General features: G+C 74.6%; 15 protein-coding genes and 1 pseudogene. 12 read left to right on the top strand and 4 right to left on the bottom strand.

Features of this window, described 5'->3' with window-relative positions:
* Positions 1–96 precede the first annotated feature (96 nt).
* From DMP17_RS33860 to DMP17_RS33835, 6 genes are all read left to right on the top strand, one after another.
* Positions 97–2,097, top strand: a complete 2,001-nt coding sequence (locus tag DMP17_RS33860) for an intein-containing Rv2578c family radical SAM protein (protein WP_226364974.1) — start codon at positions 97–99, stop codon at positions 2,095–2,097.
* 58 nt (positions 2,098–2,155) lie between these two features.
* Positions 2,156–3,949, top strand: coding sequence for an aspartate--tRNA ligase (gene aspS / locus DMP17_RS33855; RefSeq protein ID WP_337831663.1), 1,794 nt, complete (start codon positions 2,156–2,158; stop codon positions 3,947–3,949).
* Complete coding sequence (locus tag DMP17_RS33850) at positions 3,950–4,891, top strand: DUF389 domain-containing protein (protein ID WP_337831662.1); 942 nt, start codon at positions 3,950–3,952, stop codon at positions 4,889–4,891.
* Between the two features lie 11 nt (positions 4,892–4,902).
* Positions 4,903–6,099 (top strand): hypothetical protein, encoded by a 1,197-nt coding sequence (locus DMP17_RS33845; RefSeq protein WP_337831661.1) that lies wholly within the window; start codon positions 4,903–4,905, stop codon positions 6,097–6,099.
* Positions 6,100–6,194: 95 nt separating this feature from the next.
* A complete protein-coding gene (locus DMP17_RS33840; protein WP_337832779.1) occupies positions 6,195–7,070 on the top strand; it encodes a GDSL-type esterase/lipase family protein in 876 nt (291 codons plus the stop codon).
* Between the two features lie 233 nt (positions 7,071–7,303).
* Positions 7,304–8,572 carry an HNH endonuclease gene (locus tag DMP17_RS33835; RefSeq protein WP_337831660.1) on the top strand — a complete coding sequence of 423 codons (1,269 nt, stop codon included), beginning with the start codon at positions 7,304–7,306 and terminating at the stop codon, positions 8,570–8,572.
* Between the two features lie 93 nt (positions 8,573–8,665).
* Here the strand turns inward: DMP17_RS33835 and DMP17_RS33830 are convergent, their stop codons facing one another.
* The 3 genes from DMP17_RS33830 to DMP17_RS33820 form a co-directional block, all read right to left on the bottom strand.
* Complete coding sequence (locus tag DMP17_RS33830) at positions 8,666–9,820, bottom strand: aminotransferase class I/II-fold pyridoxal phosphate-dependent enzyme (protein WP_100877600.1); 1,155 nt, start codon at positions 9,818–9,820, stop codon at positions 8,666–8,668.
* A complete protein-coding gene (locus tag DMP17_RS33825) occupies positions 9,817–10,332 on the bottom strand; it encodes an Lrp/AsnC family transcriptional regulator (protein WP_337831659.1) in 516 nt (171 codons plus the stop codon). Before DMP17_RS33825 ends, DMP17_RS33830 begins: the two co-directional genes overlap by 4 nt.
* Before the next feature lie 77 nt (positions 10,333–10,409).
* Positions 10,410–10,628 (bottom strand): hypothetical protein, encoded by a 219-nt coding sequence (locus DMP17_RS33820; RefSeq protein ID WP_226364978.1) that lies wholly within the window; start codon positions 10,626–10,628, stop codon positions 10,410–10,412.
* 179 nt (positions 10,629–10,807) lie between these two features.
* On the opposite strand from DMP17_RS33820, the gene DMP17_RS33815 reads away from it, so the two are divergent.
* Positions 10,808–12,169 (top strand): hypothetical protein, encoded by a 1,362-nt coding sequence (locus tag DMP17_RS33815; protein WP_337831658.1) that lies wholly within the window; start codon positions 10,808–10,810, stop codon positions 12,167–12,169.
* Between the two features lie 44 nt (positions 12,170–12,213).
* Entirely contained in the window at positions 12,214–13,584 is a 1,371-nt protein-coding gene (locus DMP17_RS33810) for a replication-associated recombination protein A (RefSeq protein ID WP_226357352.1), read from the top strand.
* Between the two features lie 10 nt (positions 13,585–13,594).
* Here the strand turns inward: DMP17_RS33810 and DMP17_RS33805 are convergent, their stop codons facing one another.
* Positions 13,595–14,647, bottom strand: coding sequence for a S1 family peptidase (locus DMP17_RS33805; RefSeq protein ID WP_226357351.1), 1,053 nt, complete (start codon positions 14,645–14,647; stop codon positions 13,595–13,597).
* 468 nt (positions 14,648–15,115) lie between these two features.
* Between DMP17_RS33805 and shbA the strand changes: the two are divergent.
* The 4 genes and pseudogenes from shbA to DMP17_RS33785 form a co-directional block, all read left to right on the top strand.
* Positions 15,116–15,637 (top strand): annotated as a pseudogene (gene shbA, locus DMP17_RS33800) (RNA polymerase sigma factor ShbA); the annotation flags it as partial.
* Between the two features lie 394 nt (positions 15,638–16,031).
* A complete protein-coding gene (gene alaS / locus DMP17_RS33795; protein ID WP_337831657.1) occupies positions 16,032–18,704 on the top strand; it encodes an alanine--tRNA ligase in 2,673 nt (890 codons plus the stop codon).
* Positions 18,701–19,150 carry a Holliday junction resolvase RuvX gene (gene ruvX / locus DMP17_RS33790; RefSeq protein WP_208826928.1) on the top strand — a complete coding sequence of 150 codons (450 nt, stop codon included), beginning with the start codon at positions 18,701–18,703 and terminating at the stop codon, positions 19,148–19,150. The genes alaS and ruvX overlap by 4 nt, the downstream gene beginning before the upstream one ends.
* 99 nt (positions 19,151–19,249) lie before the next feature.
* Positions 19,250–20,386, top strand: a complete 1,137-nt coding sequence (locus tag DMP17_RS33785; RefSeq protein ID WP_337831656.1) for an endolytic transglycosylase MltG — start codon at positions 19,250–19,252, stop codon at positions 20,384–20,386.

Raw genomic sequence — 20,386 nt, 5'->3', positions numbered from 1 at the left:
CAAACGATCTTCGCCTGGCGGGGCGCCGTTCGCCCGGACGCGACCGCCCGGCGACGACCGGTTGTCCGATGTTCGAACTTGTGTTCGACTGGGCCGGTGCGATGGGACGGACAGCAGGTCGGGGCGGACGGTGTCGGGAACGCGACGGCGCTGCCGGGGATGCGGGGGTTGCTGCGCTCGGTGCGCACGCCCGGGTTCGCGGACACGGTGTTCCACGAGGTCGAGGCTCGCTCGGTGCTGAACCGGGTGCCGTCGTCGTCGCCGGTGCCGTTCGGCTGGACGGTCAACCCCTACCGCGGCTGCTCGCACGCCTGCACCTACTGCCTCGTCCCGGACACCCCGGTGCTCACCGCCGACGGCCGGTCGCGGCCCATCGGGGAGCTGCGCCCGGGTGACGAGGTGGTCGGCACCGTCACCGACGGCGGCGGGCGGCGCCGCTTCGTCCGCACCCCGGTGCTCGCGCGCTGGTCGACGCGGCGCCGTGCCCAGGAGGTGACCCTCGACGACGGCACGCGGCTCGTCACCTCCGCCGAGCACCGCTTCCTCACCACCTCCGGCTGGGCGCACGTGCGCCCGGGGCGTTGCCGGTCCTCGGCGGACCGGCCGCACCTGAGCCCGGGGACGGCGCTGGTCGGGCCCGGTGCGGCCGCGGTCCCGGGCGGGCCCCGGCCCGACGGGTACGCCGAGGGCTGGCTCTGCGGGCTGGTCCGGGCCGACGCGGTGCGCGGCCGGGTGCGGGCCGAGCCGTTCCCGACCGGCTGGGTCGAGCTGGAGGCGCTCGCCCGCGCCCACCACCTGCTGACCGCACGGCCGGTGCCTGTGGCCGCCGGGATGCTCGCGGCACCCGCGCCGTCGCCGACGGCCTGGCCGCAGCGGCCCGCCCGCGGCTGGTCGGCCGGGTTCGTCGGCGGGATCGTCGACGCCTGCGGTGAGGTCTCCGCCGGGGTGCTGCGGATCGTGCCCGGCGACGAGGAGCTCGCCCGCGCCTGCGTCGACGCGCTGCGCCGGCTCGGGTTCCGGGTGGCCTCGGAGCCGTCGGCCCGGCCCGGGGTGCGGGCGCTGCGGGTGCTGGGCGGGGTCGCCGAGCAGCTGCGGCTGGTCGCGGTGACCGACCCGGCCGTGGCCCGGGTGCGCGACGTCGGCGGTGCCCGCGTCGAGGAGCCGCCCGGGGGAGCGCCGCGGGTGGTGGCGGTCCGCGACACCGGCACCCTCCGCCCGATGGTCGACATCACCACCGGCACGGGGGACTTCGTCGCCGCCGGGGTGGTCAGCCACAACTGCTTCGCCCGCAACACCCACACCTACCTCGACCTCGACGCGGGCGCGGACTTCGACTCCCAGATCGTGGTCAAGGTGAACGTCGCGCGGGTGCTGGAGCGGGAGCTGGCCCGGCCGTCGTGGCGGCGCGAGCACGTCGCGATGGGCACCAACACCGACCCCTACCAGCGGGCGGAGGGCCGCTACCGGCTGATGCCCGGGGTGATCACCGCGCTGGCCCGCTCCGGCACGCCGTTCTCCATCCTCACCAAGGGCACCGTGCTGGGCCGGGACCTTCCGCTGCTCGCGGCCGCGAACGCCGACGTCCGCGTCGGCACCGGGGTGTCGATCGCGCTGCTGGACCGGGAGCTGCAGTCGCACCTGGAGCCGGGCACCCCGAGCCCGCGGGCCCGCCTCGACCTGGTCCGCCGGATCACCGACGCCGGCCTGCCCTGCGGGGTCATGGTGGCCCCGGTGCTGCCGTGGCTGACCGACTCCACCGAGGCGCTCGACGCCCTGCTGGGCGAGATCGCCGCCGCCGGGGCGAGCCGGGCCACGGTGCTCGCGCTGCACCTGCGTCCCGGGACCCGGGAGTGGTTCCTGGCCTGGCTGGGGCGGACCCACCCCGCGCTGTTGCCGCGCTACGAGCGGCTCTACCGCGGCGGGGCCTACGCCACCCGGGACTACCGCGGGGCTCTGGCCCGGCGGGTCGCCCCGCTGCTGGCCCGGCACGGCCTGGACCGGCCCGAACCGAACCCGCGCGACCCGGGGTGGACCCGGCAGCCGGTCGCGGCGCCGCGGGCGGCGGAGCCCGGCGACGGGCAGCTGAGCCTGCTGTGAGAACCCGCCGGAAACCTGGTGGCAGGCGGCCCGGGGGGTGCCGATAGCCTTGACCGCCGTGATGCGAACCCACCCCGTCGGCACGCTGCGTGCCGAGAACGCCGGCCAGACCGTGACCCTCGCCGGATGGGTGGCCCGCCGCCGCGATCACGGTGGCGTGATCTTCATCGACCTGCGGGACCGCTCCGGATCGGCCCAGGTCGTGTTCCGCGAGGGCGAGATGGCCGAGCGGGCCCACCGGCTGCGCTCCGAGTTCTGCATCCAGGTCGTCGGCGAGGTCGTCCGCCGTCCCGCGGGCAACGAGAACTCCGACCTGCCGACCGGCGACATCGAGGTCACGGTCACCGAGCTGACCGTGCTGTCGGAGTCCGCGCCGCTGCCGTTCCCGATCGACGAGCACACCGGCGTCGGCGAGGAGATCCGGCTCTCCCACCGCTACCTGGACCTGCGCCGTTCCGGGCCCGCCGCGGCGATGAAGCTGCGCAGCGACGTGAACAAGGCCGCCCGCGACGTGCTCGCCGCCGAGGACTTCATCGAGGTCGAGACGCCGACCCTGACCCGGTCCACCCCGGAGGGTGCGCGCGACTTCGTCGTCCCGGCCCGGCTGCGCCCCGGCTCCTGGTACGCGCTGCCGCAGAGCCCGCAGCTGTTCAAGCAGCTGCTGATGGTCGGCGGGCTGGAGCGGTACTACCAGATCGCGCGCTGCTACCGGGACGAGGACTTCCGCGCCGACCGCCAGCCGGAGTTCACCCAGCTCGACATCGAGATGAGCTTCGTCGAGCAGGACGACGTCATCGCACTCGCCGAGAAGGTCCTCACCGCGCTGTGGCGCCTCGTCGGGTACGAGATCGAGGCCCCGATCCGCCGGATGCCCTACGCCGAGGCGATGGCCCGCTACGGCTCGGACAAGCCCGACCTGCGCTTCGACATCGAGCTCACCGAGCTCACGTCGTACTTCGCGGGCACCGGGTTCCGGGTCTTCCAGAACCCCTACGTCGGCGCCGTCGTCATGCCGGGCGGGGCGTCGCAGCCCCGCAAGGTGCTCGACGGCTGGCAGGAGTGGGCCAAGCAGCGCGGCGCCCGCGGCCTGGCCTACGTGCTGATCGGTGAGGACGGCCAGGTCGACGAGCGCGGCCCCGTCGTCAAGAACCTGTCCGAGGCCGAGCGGTCCGGGCTGTCCGAGGCCGTCGGCGCGAACCCCGGCGACTGCATCTTCTTCGCCGCCGGCAAGCCCGCCGAGGCCCGCGCGCTGCTCGGTGCCGCCCGCGGCGAGATCGCGCGGCGGACCGGTGTGATCGACGAGTCGGCCTGGTCGTTCGTCTGGATCGTCGACGCGCCGCTGTTCGAGTCGGCCGCCGACACCGACGACGTCGCCGTCGGCGGCGGTGCGTGGACCGCGCTGCACCACGCGTTCACCTCGCCGACCCCGGAGTGGATCGACACCTTCGAGAAGGACCCGGGCAACGCCCTGGCCTACGCCTACGACATCGTCTGCAACGGCAACGAGATCGGCGGTGGCTCGATCCGTATCCACTCGGCCGACGTGCAGAAGCGCGTCTTCGAGATCATGGGCCTGTCCGCGGAGGAGGCGCAGGAGAAGTTCGGCTTCCTGCTCGACGCCTTCTCGTTCGGCCCGCCGCCGCACGGCGGGATCGCGTTCGGCTGGGACCGGATCACCGCGCTGCTCGCCGGCGTCGACTCGATCCGCGAGGTCATCGCGTTCCCGAAGACCGGTGGCGGGTTCGACCCGCTGACCCAGGCCCCCGCGCCGATCACCGCCGCCCAGCGCAAGGAGGCGGGCGTCGACGCGAAGCCCGAGCGCGCCCCGGAGAAGCCCGGCCCGGCCGCGTAGGTGCTGCACCTGCGGGTGGTCTGCCCACCCGGGCGGACGGTCGAGGTCCGCAGCGTCCTCGACGCCGAACCCGGGGTGGCCCACCTGGTGGTCCACCCCGGGGTGGCGGTGCACCCGGCCGGTGACCTGGTCGGGGCCGACGTCGCCCGGGAGTGCGCCGACGACCTGCTGGGCCGGCTCGCCGACCTCGGCGTCGACCACGACGGCGGCATCACCCTCGAACAGCTCGACACGGTGCTGTCCGACCGGGCCGACGCCGCCGAGGAGGCCGCGCCGGGGGACGGGGCCGACGCCGTCGTCTGGGACGAGCTGATCCAGCGCACCGGTGAGGAGTCGCGGCTGTCCGCGACGTTCCTGACCTTCCTTTCCATCGCCTGCCTGCTCGCCGCCGTCGGCGCGGTCACCGACTCACCGGTCACGGTGGTCGGGGCGATGGTGCTGGGCCCGGAGTTCGGCCCGATGGCGGCGATGGCGATCGGGCTGGTGCTGCGCCGCCGCGACCTGGTCTCGCGCGGTGCGCTCGCGCTCGCCGCCGGGTTCCCGCTGGCGATGGCCGTCACCGCCGTCGCGACCCTGGTGTTCGACCTGCTCGGCTGGTTGTCCTCCGCCGGGCTCGACGGTCTCGAGCAGATGGACTTCATCTACGAGGTGGGGCCGTTCTCGCTGGTCGTCGCCGTGCTCGCCGGGGCGGCCGGGATGCTGTCGCTGACCTCGGCGCGCTCGTCGGCGCTGGTCGGGGTGTTCATCTCGGTGACGACCGTCCCGGCCGCCGCCTACGCCTCGGTCGCGGTGATCGAGGGACGCTGGAGCGAGGCGGCACAGTCGGTGCTGCAGCTGGGGGTCAACCTGGTGGGCGCCATCGGTGCGGCGGCCGCGGTGCTGGTGCTGGCCCGTCGCGGATCCCGCCGTCGGGGCGCGGACCGCGCGCTCTCCGAAGGGTAGGGTCCCCTTCGATGACCGATCCGCAGTCGACTCCCGGCGCGGTCGCGGCGGTGGCCGGGGCCGCGCGGTTGCTGTCGCGGCGGGCGGGCTCGGAGGTCGAGCTGTTCGAGCCCGAGGACCTCGGCGGCAGCGGCCGCTCCGTCGTCGCCCGGGCCCGGATGGCGAAGAACCCGTTCTCCGACCGGCGCAGCGTCGTCGTGAAGCACTACGCGCCGCCCGAGGACGGCGCGGACCTGGCGTCGGACCCGTTCCGCTACGAGGTCGCGTCCTGCCAGCTGTTCACCGCGCTGCCCAGCGACGTCCGGCCCAGCCCGGTGATCATCGCGCACGACCCGGTGCAGCGGCTGCTCGTCCTGGAGGACCTCGGCCGCAGCCTGACCCTGGCCGACAAGCTGTTCGGCCCGGACGCCCAGGCCGCCCGGACCTGCCTGCTCGGCTGGGCCCGCGGCCTGGGCCGGATGCAGGCCGCGACCGCCGGGCGGGAGGGTGACTTCGGGGCGCTGCTGCGCCGGCTGGGGGAGAAGGCGCGCCGGGACCCGGTCGCCGACCAGGCCCGTGCCGCGCTGGCCGGTCTGCCGGAGCTGCTGGCCGGGATCCTCGGCGTCGAGGTGCCGGAGATGGCGTTGTTCGAGGCCCAGGGCGGGGTGCGCCTGCTCGGCGGCACCGGGTTCCGCGCGTTCAGCCCGTCCGACACCTGCCCGGACAACAACCTGGTCACCAGCCGCGGGGTGCGGTTCGTCGACTTCGAGTGGGGCTGCTTCCGCGACGTCGTCCTCGACGCCGCCTACGTGCGGGTGCCGTTCCCCGGCTGCTCGTCGAGCTTCGCCCTGCCCGACGCCGTCGCCGACGCCATGCTCGACGCCTGGCGGGCCGAGGTCGCGCCGGTGTGGCCCGAGCTGGACGACCCCAAGCTGCTGGAGTCGCGCCTCGCCGACGCCCAGGTGCTGTGGGTGTGGTGGTCGACCTGGCAGCTGCTGCCGCGGGTGCCCGAGCGCGACGGCCCGATCGGTCCCGACGCCGGCCGGTCCCCGCGGATCTCCACGGCGCTGCGGCACTACTGGCGGGGCCTCGGCGTCACAGCGGAGGCGACCGCCCGGCCCGGCACGGCCGCGCTGGCCGAGGCCGTGGTGACCGCGCTCGACACCCGTTTCCCGGACGCGTCGTCGACGCTGCCGCTGTTCCCCGCCTTCCGCGGCGGCGAGTGGTAGGGGCCCCCCCGAGAGTTCCCACGGCGGTACGGGACCCGTCACCGGTTGCACACGGAAACGGTGGCTGCGGCGGTGATCGTGTCGGCGTGTCCCCGATGACCGCGCGTCCGTCCGTCGTCGATCCGGTCCTCCGCCCCGTCCGTCCCGTCGCCGTACCGCGCGCGACCGGGCGGCCCGTCCGGCACCTCGTGCTGCTGGGCGACTCCACCGCCGTCGGGCTGGGTGACCCCCTGCCCGGCGGTGGCTGGCGCGGGTTCGGCCCGTTGCTGCGCGACGCCCTCGACGATCCCGCCCACCCCGGCTCGGTCCGGCTGGACAACCACGCCCGGACCGGGGCGCGGATGGCCGACGCCCGGCACGGGCAGGTGCCCGCGGCCGCGGCGTCGGGGCCCGACGTCGTCGTGCTGTGCGCCGGGATGAACGACACCCTGCGCTCGGACTTCGACCCGGCCGCGATCCGGCGGGACTGCGCCGAGTCGCTGGAGCTGCTGCTGCGGGCCGGTGCGACCGTGCTGCTGCTCCGTTTCCACGACCACACCCGCGTCTGGCCGCTGCCGGGGCTGTTGCAGCGGGCGCTCGCCACCCGGATCGCCGCCCTGAACGGGGCCGTCGACGGGGCGGTGGCCGACGCCGTCGCTGCGACGGGGCGGTCCGCCGTCGGGATCCTCGACCTCGACACCGCCGGCAGCTACGACCCGGCGGCGTGGAGCGTGGACCGGTTGCACCCGTCCGAGCTGGGGCACCGGTTGCTCGCGCGTGGTTTCGCCACGCTGCTCGGCGCCGCCGGGTTCGCGGTGCCGGGGGAGATCGGGCTCGACGCCGCCGGTGGGCGGGAGGTGACGGCCTGGCAGCGGGGGGCGTGGCTGGTGGTGCAGGGGGTGCCGTGGCTCGTGCGGCGGTCCCGGGACCTCGGGCCGGTGATGGTGCGGGGGCTCGTGGAGGGGGCGCGGGCACGGAAGGTGCCCGCCTGATCCCGGCGACCCGGTCGCATTCGATCACTCCGGCGCAGTGGCGCGGCCGCCGTGGTCGGCCCGACGTGGTCCGGGGAGCACCGGCCGACGTCGGAGCCTGTGCACGTCCGCTGGTTTCCGACAGTCCCGAGACATTGCACCACCTCAGGTAGCGCACCGTCGTTGCAGTTCACAAATTCGCGATAGCGAACGGAAACTAGCGATCGAACACACGTTCGAGTATCGTCGATGGTGTGACCGCCACCGAGGAGCCACCCGCCCACGCCACCGGCGTGCACGTAGGTGGGTTCCCGTGCGGTGACCTCACCCTGCTCCGGTTCCATGTCGAACAAGCACTCGCCACTGACACCGAAGGGCTGTCCGAGGCCGAGCTGGTCGACCAGATCCAGGAGATCGAGTCGCTCCAGGCCTCCCTCGCCGCACTCCAGGCCGACCGCATCCGGACCTTTGCCCAGGCCCATGTCGAGAACCGGCGTGTCGATGACCGGAGCGACTTCGACAAGATCCACCGCAGCGTCGTCGCCCAGATCCAGCTGGCCTGCCGGGTTTCCACCGCCGAGGCCCGCACCCGGGTGGCCAACGCCCGCGACCTGCACGCCGGGCTCGACGACGTCCGGTGTCTCCACGAGGCCGGGCAGCTCAGCGCCGCCAAGGTCACCGCGATCGCGGTCGAGTGCCGGGACCTCAACACGACCCAGCGCGCGCGGGTCGACGCCCGGCTTGCCGCCGTGCGTGACCTGACCCGGTACGGCATCGGCCGGCTGCGTGCGATGACGCGCCGTCTGGTCGCCGAGATCGCCCCGGACCGGTTCCGCGCACGGGTCCACGCGGCTAAGGCCGAGCGCCGGGTCACCTTGCGGCCCGCGCCGGATGCGATGAGCTATCTGACCGCCTATGTCCCGGTCGAGCAGGGCGCTGCGTGTCTGGCCGCGCTGCAGAAGGCGTTCGTCGAGGCCCAGGTCGACCCGGAGCCGCCGACCCGCACTCGCGGGCAGGTGATGGCCGACACCCTGGTGGAGCGGGTGACCGGACAGGCCACCGCGACGGCGGTGAACCTGAAAGTCCAGGTCACCGTGCCGGTCCAGGCGCTGCTCGACCCCACCTCCCCGCTGCCCGCGGAGATCCCCGGCTTCGGTCCGGTACCGGCCGACCTGCTCGCGAACCCCGAGGGCACCAAGTCGCTTCGTCGCCTGCTTACCGACCAGGGCCTGGTCATCGGCGGCGACTCCCGCAGACGTACCTTCACCGGGCTGCTCGCCACCCTGGTGAAGGCCCGGGCGCAGAACCGGTGCACCGAGCCCTACTGCGACGCACCCGTCCGCCACCTCGACCACATCCGGCGGGATGCCGACGGCGGACGCACCGAACTCGACAACGGACGTCGAGTCTGCGAGTTCCACAACCACGTCCGCGAGCAACCCGGATGGCACATCGCCCGGGCCCCGGACGGGACCGTGGTCACCACCACGCCGACCGGGCACACCTACCGCGGCCCGGACTGATCACCTGCCGTTCGCCGGTCGTCGCGGGGGATGCCTGCCTGCCGGGCGGGTCCGGGCGAGCCCTGATGCGGCCCGGCCGCGGGCGCGGCCCGGCTACAGGCGTCGCAGGAAGTTCCCGATCCGCTCCACGGCCTGCTCCAGCTGCGGCAGCGCCGTCGCGTACGAGCAGCGGATGTGGCCCTCCCCGGACGGCCCGAACACGCTGCCCGGGACGACCGCGACCGACTCCTCCCGCAGCAGCCGCTCGGCGAAGGTCTCCGAGTCCAGCCCGGAGGCGCGGATCGAGGGGAACGCGTAGAACGCGCCCGCAGGCTCCGGGCAGTCCAGCCCGGCCTCGCGCAGGCCCTTCACGAACACCCGGCGGCGACGGTCGTAGTCGGCCACCATCTCCGCGACGTCGCCCTCCGCGCTGGTCAGCGCCTCCACGGCGGCGATCTGCGAGATGTGCGGCGCGCACAGCATCGTGTACTGGTGCACCCGCAGGCACAGCTCCGCGATCGGCTCCGGCGCGGCGAGCCAGCCGACCCGCCACCCCGTCATCGCCTGGGCCTTGGAGAACCCGCCCAGGACCACCGTCCGCTCCCGGGCGCCCGGGACCGCGCCCAGACAGGTGTGGGCGCCGGTGTAGGTGAGGCGGTCGTAGATCTCGTCGGAGAGCAGGTACAGGTCGTGCCGCTCGGCCAGCGCGACGAGCTCGCGAAGCACCTCGGGCGGCTGCACCGCGCCGGTCGGGTTGGCCGGCGAGCCGATCAGGATCGCCTTCGTCCGCGGCGTCACCGCGGCCTCGACCGCGGCGATGTCGATGGCGAACCCGTCCTCGGCGCGGGTCGGCACCCCGACCGGCACACCACCGGCGAACGCCACACACGGCTGGTAGGCGACGTAGCAGGGCTCCGGGACGATGACCTCCTCGCCCGGGTTCAGCAGCACCCGGAACGCCAGGTCGAGCCCCTCGGACACCCCGGTCGTCACCAGGCACTCGGTGGCGGGGTCGTAGTGGGCGTCGTAGCGCGACGCCAGGTCCGCGCACACCAGCTCACGCAGCTTCGGCAGGCCCGCGTTCCCGGTGTAGGTGGTGTAGCCGCGCTCCAGGGCGTAGATCCCGGCCTCGCGGATCCGCCACGGCGTCACGAAGTCGGGCTCACCGACACCGAGGGAGATGACGTCGTCCATCTCGGCGGCGATGTCGAAGAACCGCCGGATCCCCGACGGCGGGATCGCCGAGATCGTCGCGTTGAGCGCCTTCACGGGGTCACCGGCAGCCGGTGGTCGGGCTCCGGCTCGGCGAAGGAGTCGCCGTCACGCTTGTGCGTGGCCAGCACGAAGTGCGTGGCGGTCGAACGGACCCGGTCGATCGTGGACAGCTTCTGGGACACGAAGTCGCTGACCGCGCGGATGTCCGGGCCGACGACCGTGCAGCGCAGGTCGTGCCCACCGGAGACGAGGTAGCAGTCGCGGACCTCGTCGAAGCGGGAGATGCGGGCGGCGACGTCGTCGAACCCGACCCCGCGGGCCGGGGCCACCGACACGTCGATGAACGCCGTCACCTGCGCCCCGGCGCGACCCGCGCCGGAGCGGCCGTTGCCGCCGTCCTCGTACCGGGCCCAGTCCACGACGGCCTTGTGCCTGCGGATCACCCCGGAGCGTTCCCACTCCGCGATCCGGGCGTCGACCTCGTCCCGGGGCAGACCCAGCATGGTGGCGACGGTGTCGTGGCTCAACGACGCGTCACGTTCGAGCAACTCGAGGATCTCGCGCACGGCGTGACCCTACGACGACCGCCCGTCGCCGCGCCGCGGGCCGGGCGGGTCGGTGCCGGCCCGCCCCGTCCGACCGGTCAGGCCGCGTGCGGCAGCGGGGCCGCGACGACCGGCGCGACACCGCCGCGGGCCGGGTCGAGCAGCCCGCACTCGAGGTCGACGAGGTGGGCGCGTGTGCACGGACCGCACACGTACACCGTGCCGGTCGGGCCGTGGTGGCTGCTCCAGACGAGTCCGCGGACGTCCGCGGGGGTGCGCGGACGGGAGCAGAGCGGGCATCTCGGGATCGTGTCCATGCCCCGTGAGCGTGCACGGGCTCTGTTGCGGGCCGGTGACACCGCGCGTCCGCGGCGTTGCGTTCCGGCGACGATCCGGGGTCGGTGACGATCACGCTGCGTACGCATCGGTCACGAATCGGGGGCGAGCCGGTGAATTCGGCACCGCCGCACCCCGCCCGCAACTAGGGTCCGCGCGCATGAGCAGCAACGAACCGCCGCGGGGCGAGGACCCGCAGGCCGGTCCCGGGGGAGCCGCGACGCCCGGTGGCGCCCAGGAGCCCGGGCAGGCGGCCGGGAGCGGGGGCCAGCCGGGCACGCCGTATCCCGGCGGGCAGCAGGCCGGGCAGGAGGACGCCGCCACCGGCGCGCAGGAGCCGGGACAGTACGGCGCCGCCGCCCCGTCCCAGCACGGCCAGGACCCCGGGCAGCCGCAGTACGGCCAGGACCCCGGACAGCAGTACGGCCGGCCGTACGCGCAGGACCCCGGCCAGCAGTACGGCCAGCAGTACGGCCAGGTCCCGTACGGGCAGGACCCGGGGCAGCAGTACCCCGGCCAGCCCTACGGACAGCAGCAGTACCCCGGCCAGTACCCCGGCGCGGGCCAGTACGGCGGCCAGCAGCAGTACGGGGCCCAGTACCCCGGCCAGTACCCCGGGGCCGGGCAGCAGTACCCCGGCCAGTACCCGACCGGCCAGCAGTACGGCGGCCAGTACCCGCAGGGCGGCTACGGCCAGCCCGCCTACCCCTCCGGCGGCGCCCCGCCCAGCGGCACCTCCCCGGACCCGCTGGTGCCGTTCTCCTTCGGCGACTGGTTCTCGAAGATCGTCGGCGTGCTGCAGCGCAGCTGGAAGCCGCTGCTGATCATCAACCTGATCGTGCTGATCCCGACCGCGGTCCTCAGCGGCATCAGCTACCTCCTCGGGGGGAGCACGACGTCGTCGTTCGACCCCGTCGACCTCGACCTCAGCACCGGGTTCGTGGCGAGCCTCGGCCTGACCACCCTGCTCCTGACCGTGATCGCGATCGTGCTGTCCGCGCTCGGCTACGCGGCGTCGGTGTTCGTCGTCGTGCGCGACGCGGCCCAGCGCCCCTGGAGCCAGGACCAGGTCATCGCGTTCGCGAAGAACCGCGCGCTCCCGGTGATCGGCTGGTCACTGCTGGCCGGGCTGCTGGTGGTCATCGGCTTCTTCCTGCTGATCATCCCGGCCATCTACCTGGGCGTGGTGTTCACCGGCGCGCTGATCGGGGTCGTCGTGATCGAGCGGGCCGGGATCGGCCGCACGTTCACGCTGGTCAACCCCCGGTTCTTCCCCGTGTTCGGCCGGCTCGTGGTCTTCTTCCTGATCGCGATCGTGTACTCGCTGGTGATCTCGCTGGTCGTCGTCGCGCCGCTGACGTACCTCAGCCCCGTCCTGGGGCAGGTCGTGGGGACCCTGCTGCAGCTGCCGGTGCAGATCGCCGGCGTCGCCGCGATGATCGTCACCTACGCCGAGTGCCGCTTCCACGAGCACAACCCGGTGCACACCCCCGTCCTGGCCGACGAGATCGACCGCGCCTGAGCCGCCCGTCCCCCCGGGGCCGGTGTCCTGGCAGGCTGGAACGGATGAGCACCGACGGCCTGTTCGACATCGACCCCGGGGGCGACGAGCGCGACACCGGTGACGGCGACGCCGTCCGCCCCGACGCGCCGCTCGCCGCGCGGATGCGCCCGCGCACCCTCGACGAGGTCGTCGGCCAGGCCGACCTGCTCACCCCCGGCGCGCCGCTGCGCCGCCTGCTCGACGGCGGTGCCGCGGCGTCGGTGCTGCTCTACGGCCCGCCCGGCACCGGCAAGACCACCCTCGCCCGGCTGATGGCCGGCGCCGGGGGAGCGGAGCGGCACTTCGTCGCCCTGTCGGCGCTCTCGGCCGGGGTGAAGGAGCTGCGGGCGGTCATCGAGGAGGCCCGCCGGCGTCGCGACCGCAGCGGCACCACCACGGTGCTGTTCATCGACGAGGTCCACCGCTTCTCCCGCACCCAGCAGGACGCCCTGCTCGGCGCGGTCGAGGACCGGCTCGTCCTGCTCGTCGCCGCGACCACCGAGAACCCGTCGTTCTCCGTCGTGTCCCCGCTGCTGTCCCGCTCCCTGGTGCTGCAGCTCCAGTCCCTGGGGGAGGACGACGTGCGCACCCTGCTCCGGCGCGCCGTGACCTCCGAGCGGGGCCTGAACGCGACCGTCGAGCTCGCCGAGGACGGCGAACAGGCACTGGTTCGGCTCTCCGCGGGCGACGGGCGTCGCGCGCTCACCGCGCTGGAGGCGGCCGCCGACGGTGTCCTCGGCGCCGGCGGTGACCCGGTGATCGACCTCGCCGCCGTCGAGCGCGCCGTCACCGAGGTCGCCGTGCGCTACGACCGCGCGGGCGACCAGCACTACGACGTCATCAGCGCGTTCATCAAGTCCATCCGCGGCTCCGACCCCGACGCCGCCCTGCACTACCTGGCCCGGATGCTCGTCGCGGGGGAGGACGCCCGGTTCATCGCGCGCCGGCTGATGATCCACGCCTCGGAGGACGTCGGGCTGGCCGACCCGACCGCGCTGCCCGCCGCGACCGCGGCCGCCCAGGTCGTGCAGCTCGTCGGTATGCCGGAGGCACGGATCGCGCTCGCCCAGGTCACCGTGCACCTGGCGACCGCACCCAAGTCGAACGCCGTGATCACCGCGATCGACGCGGCGATGGCCGACGTCCGCTCCGGCAGGGTCGGCGGGGTGCCCCCGCACCTGCGCGACGGCCACTACGCAGGCGCGCAGAAGCTCGGCAACGCCGTCGGCTACCGCTACCCGCACGACGACCCCGACGGCGTCCTGCGACAGCAGTACCCGCCCGACGACGTCGTCGGCGTCGACTACTACGCGCCGTCCGGGCGCGGGCACGAACGCGTCCTCGCCGAGCGCCTGCCCAAGCTGCGCCGCGTCGTGCGCGGCACCCGGGACTGAGTCCGCGCGCTCAGCCGGTGGTCAGGGTCAGCCCGAGCGCCCCGGTCGCGGTGCGGATCGGGGTGAAGTAGCTGGTGCAGTTGCCCTCGCCGCCCGCGCCGGTGTGCACGCCCTGGGCCTGCCCGGACGAGGTGATGTAGGGGGCGCCGGAGTCGCCCTCCTGGGCGCACGCCGCCACCGAGGTCAGCCCGGACTGGCTCTGGCCCTCGAAGTTCACCGTCATGTCGGTGCGCTGGACCGTGCCGCAGGACCGCCCGCTAGTGGACCCGTACAGGCAGACCGTGGAGCCCACGGGCGCCGGACGGCTCCCGGCCACCCGGATCCCCGACACCGTCGCCGACACGCTGCCCGACTCGACCGCGATCGCGCCGACGTCCACCCCGCGGCCCGCGGTCTCGACCTCGGAGCCGATCGTCGAGCCGTCGGTGGCGTACCAGGACGACGAACCCCGGGTGCAGTGCCCGGCGGTGATCAGCCAGTCGCTGCTGCCGTCGGAGGCGGCGAACCCGGCCGTGCAGCGGCGGGTCCCGTCGGTGATCGTGTCGCCCCCGCCGACCGCGGCCTGCCGGTGCGCCGGCGCCGCCACCCGCTCCACCCGCACCGCGGACGGGTCGAGACCGCCGGTCAGGCCCGCGGCCAGCGCGTCGGCGCCCGGCCCGTCGACGACGCTCACGACGACCTGCTCGGTGCGGGGGTCGACACCGTAGGAGTCCAGACCGGCGGGCATCCCCGTCGCGGTGCGCCCGGCCAGCGCCGACAGCACCGCGGCGGGGTCGCGGCGCGGCTCGTCGCGCACCACCGGCGTCGCGCCGAGCGCGGTGACCAGCGGGGCGGCCGCGGCGTCCCAGGTGCCCACCATCAGCCGTCCGTCGGCCAGCCACGTCCCGGCCAGCGCGGGCCCGAGGGCCTCGGTCACCGCGGGCACCAGCGCCGCGGCCGCGTCCTCGCCGACCGCGACCGGGGGGAGCGCCGGGGCCGCGGTCGCCGGCACGGCCACCCCCACACCGATCGCGACGGTGCCGAGAGCGGCGAGCAGGAGGCGGTGCGGGCGACGCAGAGACACGAGCGGTCCTTCGGGCGAGCGGAGCGTGACACCCGGCCCAACGACGCTGCTCCGCCCGGGTCACGGCCCGCAGGCGGAGGACACCCCTCCGAAAGGGGTGGACGTCCGTCCGTGCCCGAGGTTGCCCCCATGAGGACCAAAGCCCCTACTGTCCGTCTACCTATACCGCAAATTGTGCATGTTGATTGACCCCGAAAGGGTGCACCGGAAGGGTTGATCGCAGGCCGGGGCGCGGCCGAGCGGACCTGCCGGCAGCGCCGACCACCACCGGCGGAGGACAGCGCGACAGTCGCACCGCCCGACCTCTCCTGGGTCGGACGGGCGGTGCCGGCGCCTGACGCGGCCCCCGGGTCGCGACTGAGGAGAGCTGGGCAGATGCACGACGGACCCGTGGCCATCGCGACCGCACCCGAGGACACCGCCGAGGAGGCCGACTCCCGGCAGGCGGCGGACCTCCTCCCGCCGGAGATGCTGGCCGCGGCCGTCGCCGGCGACGAGCGCGCGGTCGCGCTGCTCCTGGCGAAGGTGCACCCGCAGGTGGAGCGCTTCTGCCGGGCCCGGCTGGGCCGGCGCGAGACGATCCTCGGCTCGGCCGACGACGTCGCGCAGGACGTCTGCATGGCGGTGCTGGCCGTGCTCCCGGACTACCGACCCTCGGGGATGTCGTTCCGGGCGTTCGTGTTCGGCATCGCCCGGCACAAGATCGCCGACGCGTTCCGGGCGATGGCCCGCAACCGCTGCGACGCCGTCGAGGAGCTCCCCGAGCGGCTCAGCCGCGAGGAGGACCCGGAGCAGGTCGTGCTCGACGCCGAGCGCAACGACCGCCTGTCCGAGCTCATGGGCCTGCTCGGCCCGCGCCAGGTCGAGATCCTCACGCTGCGCATCGCGGTCGGGCTGACCGCGGAGGAGACCGCCGACGCACTCGGCTCCACCCCCGGCGCGGTCCGCGTCGCCCAGCACCGCGCGCTGCAGCGGCTGCGCCGCGAGCTCGAGGACCGCGCGTCCCGCCGGGCCGGCGTCCGGGTCGTCGCCGTCCCCGCCCCGCGGACCCCCGTCCACACCCCCCGGGTCCTCGTCCCCGCGCCGCGGACCCCCCTCGACGCCCCGCTACCGGTCGCCGTCTGACCGGGGCGTGACGGCGGACCCGCCGGCCCTCCGGTCGACCCCCCGGACCGGGAGCACGGCGGGACCCGCAGACGGCCGGTGCCGGTGCGCTCGGGCGCGCACCGGCACCGGCCGTTCCCTCCTCCGGGTGCCGGTAACCTGGCACGACCGGCCTCCCGCGGCGTCCCCACGCCGCGCGGCCTACGGTGTGGCGCGGGCGCAGGGCGCCCGCCCCGTCGCCGACCCGTCGCCAGCCGTACCCGTCACGAGAGACCCACCGGTGCAGACCCACGAGATCGTCCGTCGTTTCACCGCCCACTTCGAGAGCAACGGGCACACGCCCGTCCCCAGCGCCTCGCTGATCCTCGAGGACCCGCAGCTGCTGTTCGTCAACGCGGGCATGGTGCAGTTCAAGCCGTACTTCCTCGGCGACGTCCCCGCTCCCTACCCGCGCGCGACGTCGATCCAGAAGTGCGTCCGCACCCCGGACATCGACGAGGTCGGCAAGACCACCCGGCACACCACGTTCTTCCAGATGGCCGGGAACTTCTCCTTCGGCGACTACTTCAAGCGCGGCGCCATCGAGTTCGCCTGGTCGCTGATCACCCGCAGCCAGGACGAGGGCGGCTACGGCTTCGACCCCGAGATCATCTGGGTCACCGTCTACCACGACGACGACGAGGCCATCGCGCTCTGGAAGGAGATCGCCGGCCTGCCCGAGGAGCGCATCCAGCGCCGCGGCGGCGACGACAACTACTGGGACATGGGCGTCCCCGGCCCCGGCGGCCCCTGCTCGGAGATCTACGTCGACCGCGGCCCGGAGTTCGGCGCCGAGGGCGGCCCCGAGGCCGACGAGGACCGCTACCTCGAGATCTGGAACCTCGTCTTCATGCAGGACGAGCGCGGCGCGCTGTCCCCGAAGAAGGGGCACCCGCCGATCGGCACCCTGCCGCACAAGAACATCGACACCGGGATGGGTGTCGAGCGGGTCGCGTTCCTGCTCCAGGGCGTCAACAACGTCTACGAGACCGACCTCGTCCGCCCAGTCATCGCCAAGGCCGAGGAGCTGTCCGGGAAGCGCTACGGCGCGGGTGGCCCGGAGGGCGAGATCGACGACGTGCGCTTCCGCGTCATCGCCGACCACGCCCGCTCGTCGCTGATGATCGTCGGCGACGGCGTCACCCCCGGCAACGAGGGCCGCGGCTACGTGCTGCGCCGGCTGCTGCGCCGCATCGTGCGCTCGGCCCGGCTGCTGGGCGTCACCGGGCCGTGCCTGGGCGAGTTCGCCGCCGTCGTCCGCGACACCATGGCGCCGACCTACCCCGAGCTCGCCACCGACTTCGAGCGGATCTCCGCGGTCATCCGGGCCGAGGAGGACACCTTCCGCGCCACGCTGACCGCCGGCGAGCGGATCTTCGAGGGCGCGGTGTCCCGCGCCCGTTCCGCCGGCAGCGACACCCTGCCCGGCGACCAGGCGTTCGCGCTGCACGACACCTACGGCTTCCCGATCGACCTGACGCTGGAGATGGCCGCCGAGGCCGGGCTCACCGTCGACCGGGAGCGCTTCACCGCGCTGATGGACGAGCAGCGCTCGCGGGCCAAGGCCGACGCCGCCGGGCGCAAGATCGGCTTCGTCGACGCCTCGGTCTACCGCGCCGTCCTCGACACCCACGGCGCCACCGACTTCCTCGGCTACCAGACGCTGCAGTCGGAGTCCCGGGTCGTCGGGCTGCTGCGCGACGGCGCCACCGTGCCCGCCGCCCACGAGGGCGAGCAGGTCGAGGTGCTGCTCGACCGCACCCCGTTCTACGCCGAGGCCGGCGGCCAGCAGGCCGACACCGGCGTGCTGCGCGGCGCGTCCTTCGAGGTCCGGGTGGACGACGTCCAGTCCCCGGTGGCCGGGCTGCGGGTGCACCGCGGCGTCGTCACCGCCGGCACCGTGACCCTCGACGCCGAGGTCGTCGCCGAGGTCGACCGCACCCGTCGGTCCGCGATCTCGCGCGCGCACACCGCCACCCACCTCGTGCACGCCGGGGTCCGCGGCGCGCTCGGCAGCGCCGCCGCCCAGGCCGGGTCGCTCAACGCTCCGGGCCGGCTGCGGTTCGATTTCACCTCCCCGACCGGGGCCGTGCCGCCCGCGGCGCTGGTCGAGATCGAGGAGGAGGTCAACTCGGTCCTGCAGGAGGACCGGGAGATCCAGACCTACGAGACCTCCATCGACGAGGCCCGCACGCTCGGCGCGATGATGCTGTTCGGCGAGAAGTACGGCGACCGCGTGCGCGTGGTCGACATGGGCGACTACTCGCGCGAGCTGTGCGGTGGCACCCACGTCGGGCGCACCGGCGAGCTCGGCCTGGTCCGGGTGCTGTCCGAGGCCTCCATCGGCTCCGGGGTGCGCCGCGTCGAGGCGCTGGTGGGGCTGGACGCCTTCAAGCACGCCACCACCGAGCACCTGCTGGTCAACCAGCTCGCCGACCAGCTCAAGGCCCGTCCGGAGGAGCTGCCGGAGCGGATCAACGGGATCGTCGAGCGGCTGCGGACCGCCGAGCGCGACCTGGAGAAGCACCGCGCCGACGCCGTCCTGGCCTCGGCCGGGGCGCTCGCCCAGCAGGCCGAGGACCTCGACGGGACCGCCCTGGTCGCCGTCACCGCGCCGGACGGTGTCGGTGGCAACGACCTGCGGACCCTCGCCGCCGACGTCCGCGGCAAGCTGGGCGACCGGCCCGGTGTGGTCGTGCTGTTCGGCGTCGACGGGGAGAAGGTGTCCTTCGTCGTCGCCACCACGAAGGCGGCCCGGGACAACGGGATCGCCGCCGGGAAGCTGATCGGGGAGTTCGCCGCGGCCGTCGGCGGGCGCGGCGGCGGCAAGCCCGACCTCGCCCAGGGCGGTGGCACCGACCCGGCCGGGATCGACGCCGCGGTGCAGAAGCTGCGCGCCGCGCTGCGTCCGTGACCCCCACCCGCGGGCGGCGCCTGGGCATCGACGTCGGCGCCGTCCGCGTCGGGGTCGCGATGTGCGACCCGGACGGGATCCTCGCGACCCCGGTCGAGACCGTGCCCCGCGACGCCGAGGGCGGCGCCGACGTGCGCCGGATCGCCGCGCTGGTGGCCGAGCACGACGTCGTCGGCGTCGTGCTCGGGCTGCCCCGGAACCTGCGCGGCGAGGACGGCCCGGCCGCCGTCGCCGCACGGGAGTTCGCCGCCGCGCTGGAGGCGGGGCTCGCCGCGGCCGGCTGCGCGGTCCCGGTCGAGCTCACCGACGAGCGGATGACGACCGTCGTCGCGACCCGGCAGCTGGCCGGGCGCGGCGTGCGCGGCCGCAAGCAGCGTGCGGTCATCGACCAGCAGGCCGCGGTTGCCATCCTGCAGGGCTGGCTGGATACCACCCGCGGAACCTGATCACCGTGACCGGGGGTGACCACGGGCCGGGCCCGCGGCGGATACCCTCGACCGCGTGACCGGCGCCGGCGAGAACGACGTGACGTCCCGGGGCCCGATGTGAGCGTGACCGCGGGGCCCGTACGGCACCGTCCGACCCCGGTGCACTTCCGGCGGCGGCGGCTCGCCCTGCTGGGGTCGGCGCTGCTGGCCGGCGCGGTGCTCGTCGCCGTCGGCCTGTACCTGCGCGGTGCCGACGACTACGCCGGCTCCGGCAGCGGTTCGGTCGTGGTGCGCGTCGAGTCCGGCGACACCACCAGCGCGATCGGGGAGACCCTGGTCGGGCTGGACGTGGTGAAGTCCCGGGCCGCGTTCGTCGAGGCCGCCGCCGAGGAGCCCGACATCCAGCGGGTCCAGCCCGGCTACTACGAGCTCCGCTCGCAGATGTCGGGCGACTCCGCGGTCGAGGGGCTGCTCGACCCGGAGCGGCGTGTCGGGTTCTTCGACGTCAAGGGCGGCGTCCAGCTCGACGACACCCGCGCCCCGGACGGCACCGTCTCCCCGGGCGTGCTGTCCCAGATCTCCCGCGCCACCTGCCTCGGCACCGCGGACGGCGACGCCCGCTGCACCGACGTCGACGCGCTGCGCGCCGCGATGGCCGACGCCGACCCGGCCGCGATCGCCGTCCCCGAGTGGGCCCGCGCGGGCTACCGGGCGGCCGCCCCCGGACGCCGGATGGAGGGCCTGGTCGCCCCCGGGCCGTACGACCTGGACCCGCGCGGCACCCCGGAGCAGGTGCTGCGCCAGGTGCTCACCGCGTCGGCGACCAGGCTGGCGGCCGCCGGGCTGGGCGGGGAGAACGCCTACCGCACCCTCGTCCTCGCCTCCGTCGTGGAGAAGGAGGCGCTCGTCCCCGACATGCCGAAGGTGGCCCGGGTGATCGAGAACCGGCTCGCGGTGAACCAGCGCCTGGAGATGGACTCCACCGTCAACTACCCGCTCGACGTGCAGGCGCTGCGCACCACGGCCGAGGCCCGCGGCACCCCCGGGCCGTACAACACCTACCTCAACACCGGGCTGCCGCCGACGCCCGTCGCCTCGGTGTCCACCGCGGCGCTCTCGGCCGCTGAGAAGCCGGCTGCGGGCCCGTGGCTGTTCTTCGTGCGGTGCACCACCGAAGGCGCCTCCTGCTTCGCCACGACCTACCCCGAGCACCTCGGCAACGTCGACCGCGCCCGCGCCGCCGGAGCGTTCTGA

This window comes from Pseudonocardia sp. TMWB2A, assembly GCF_017312135.1.
This window is presented reverse-complemented; position numbering and strand designations above follow the sequence as displayed.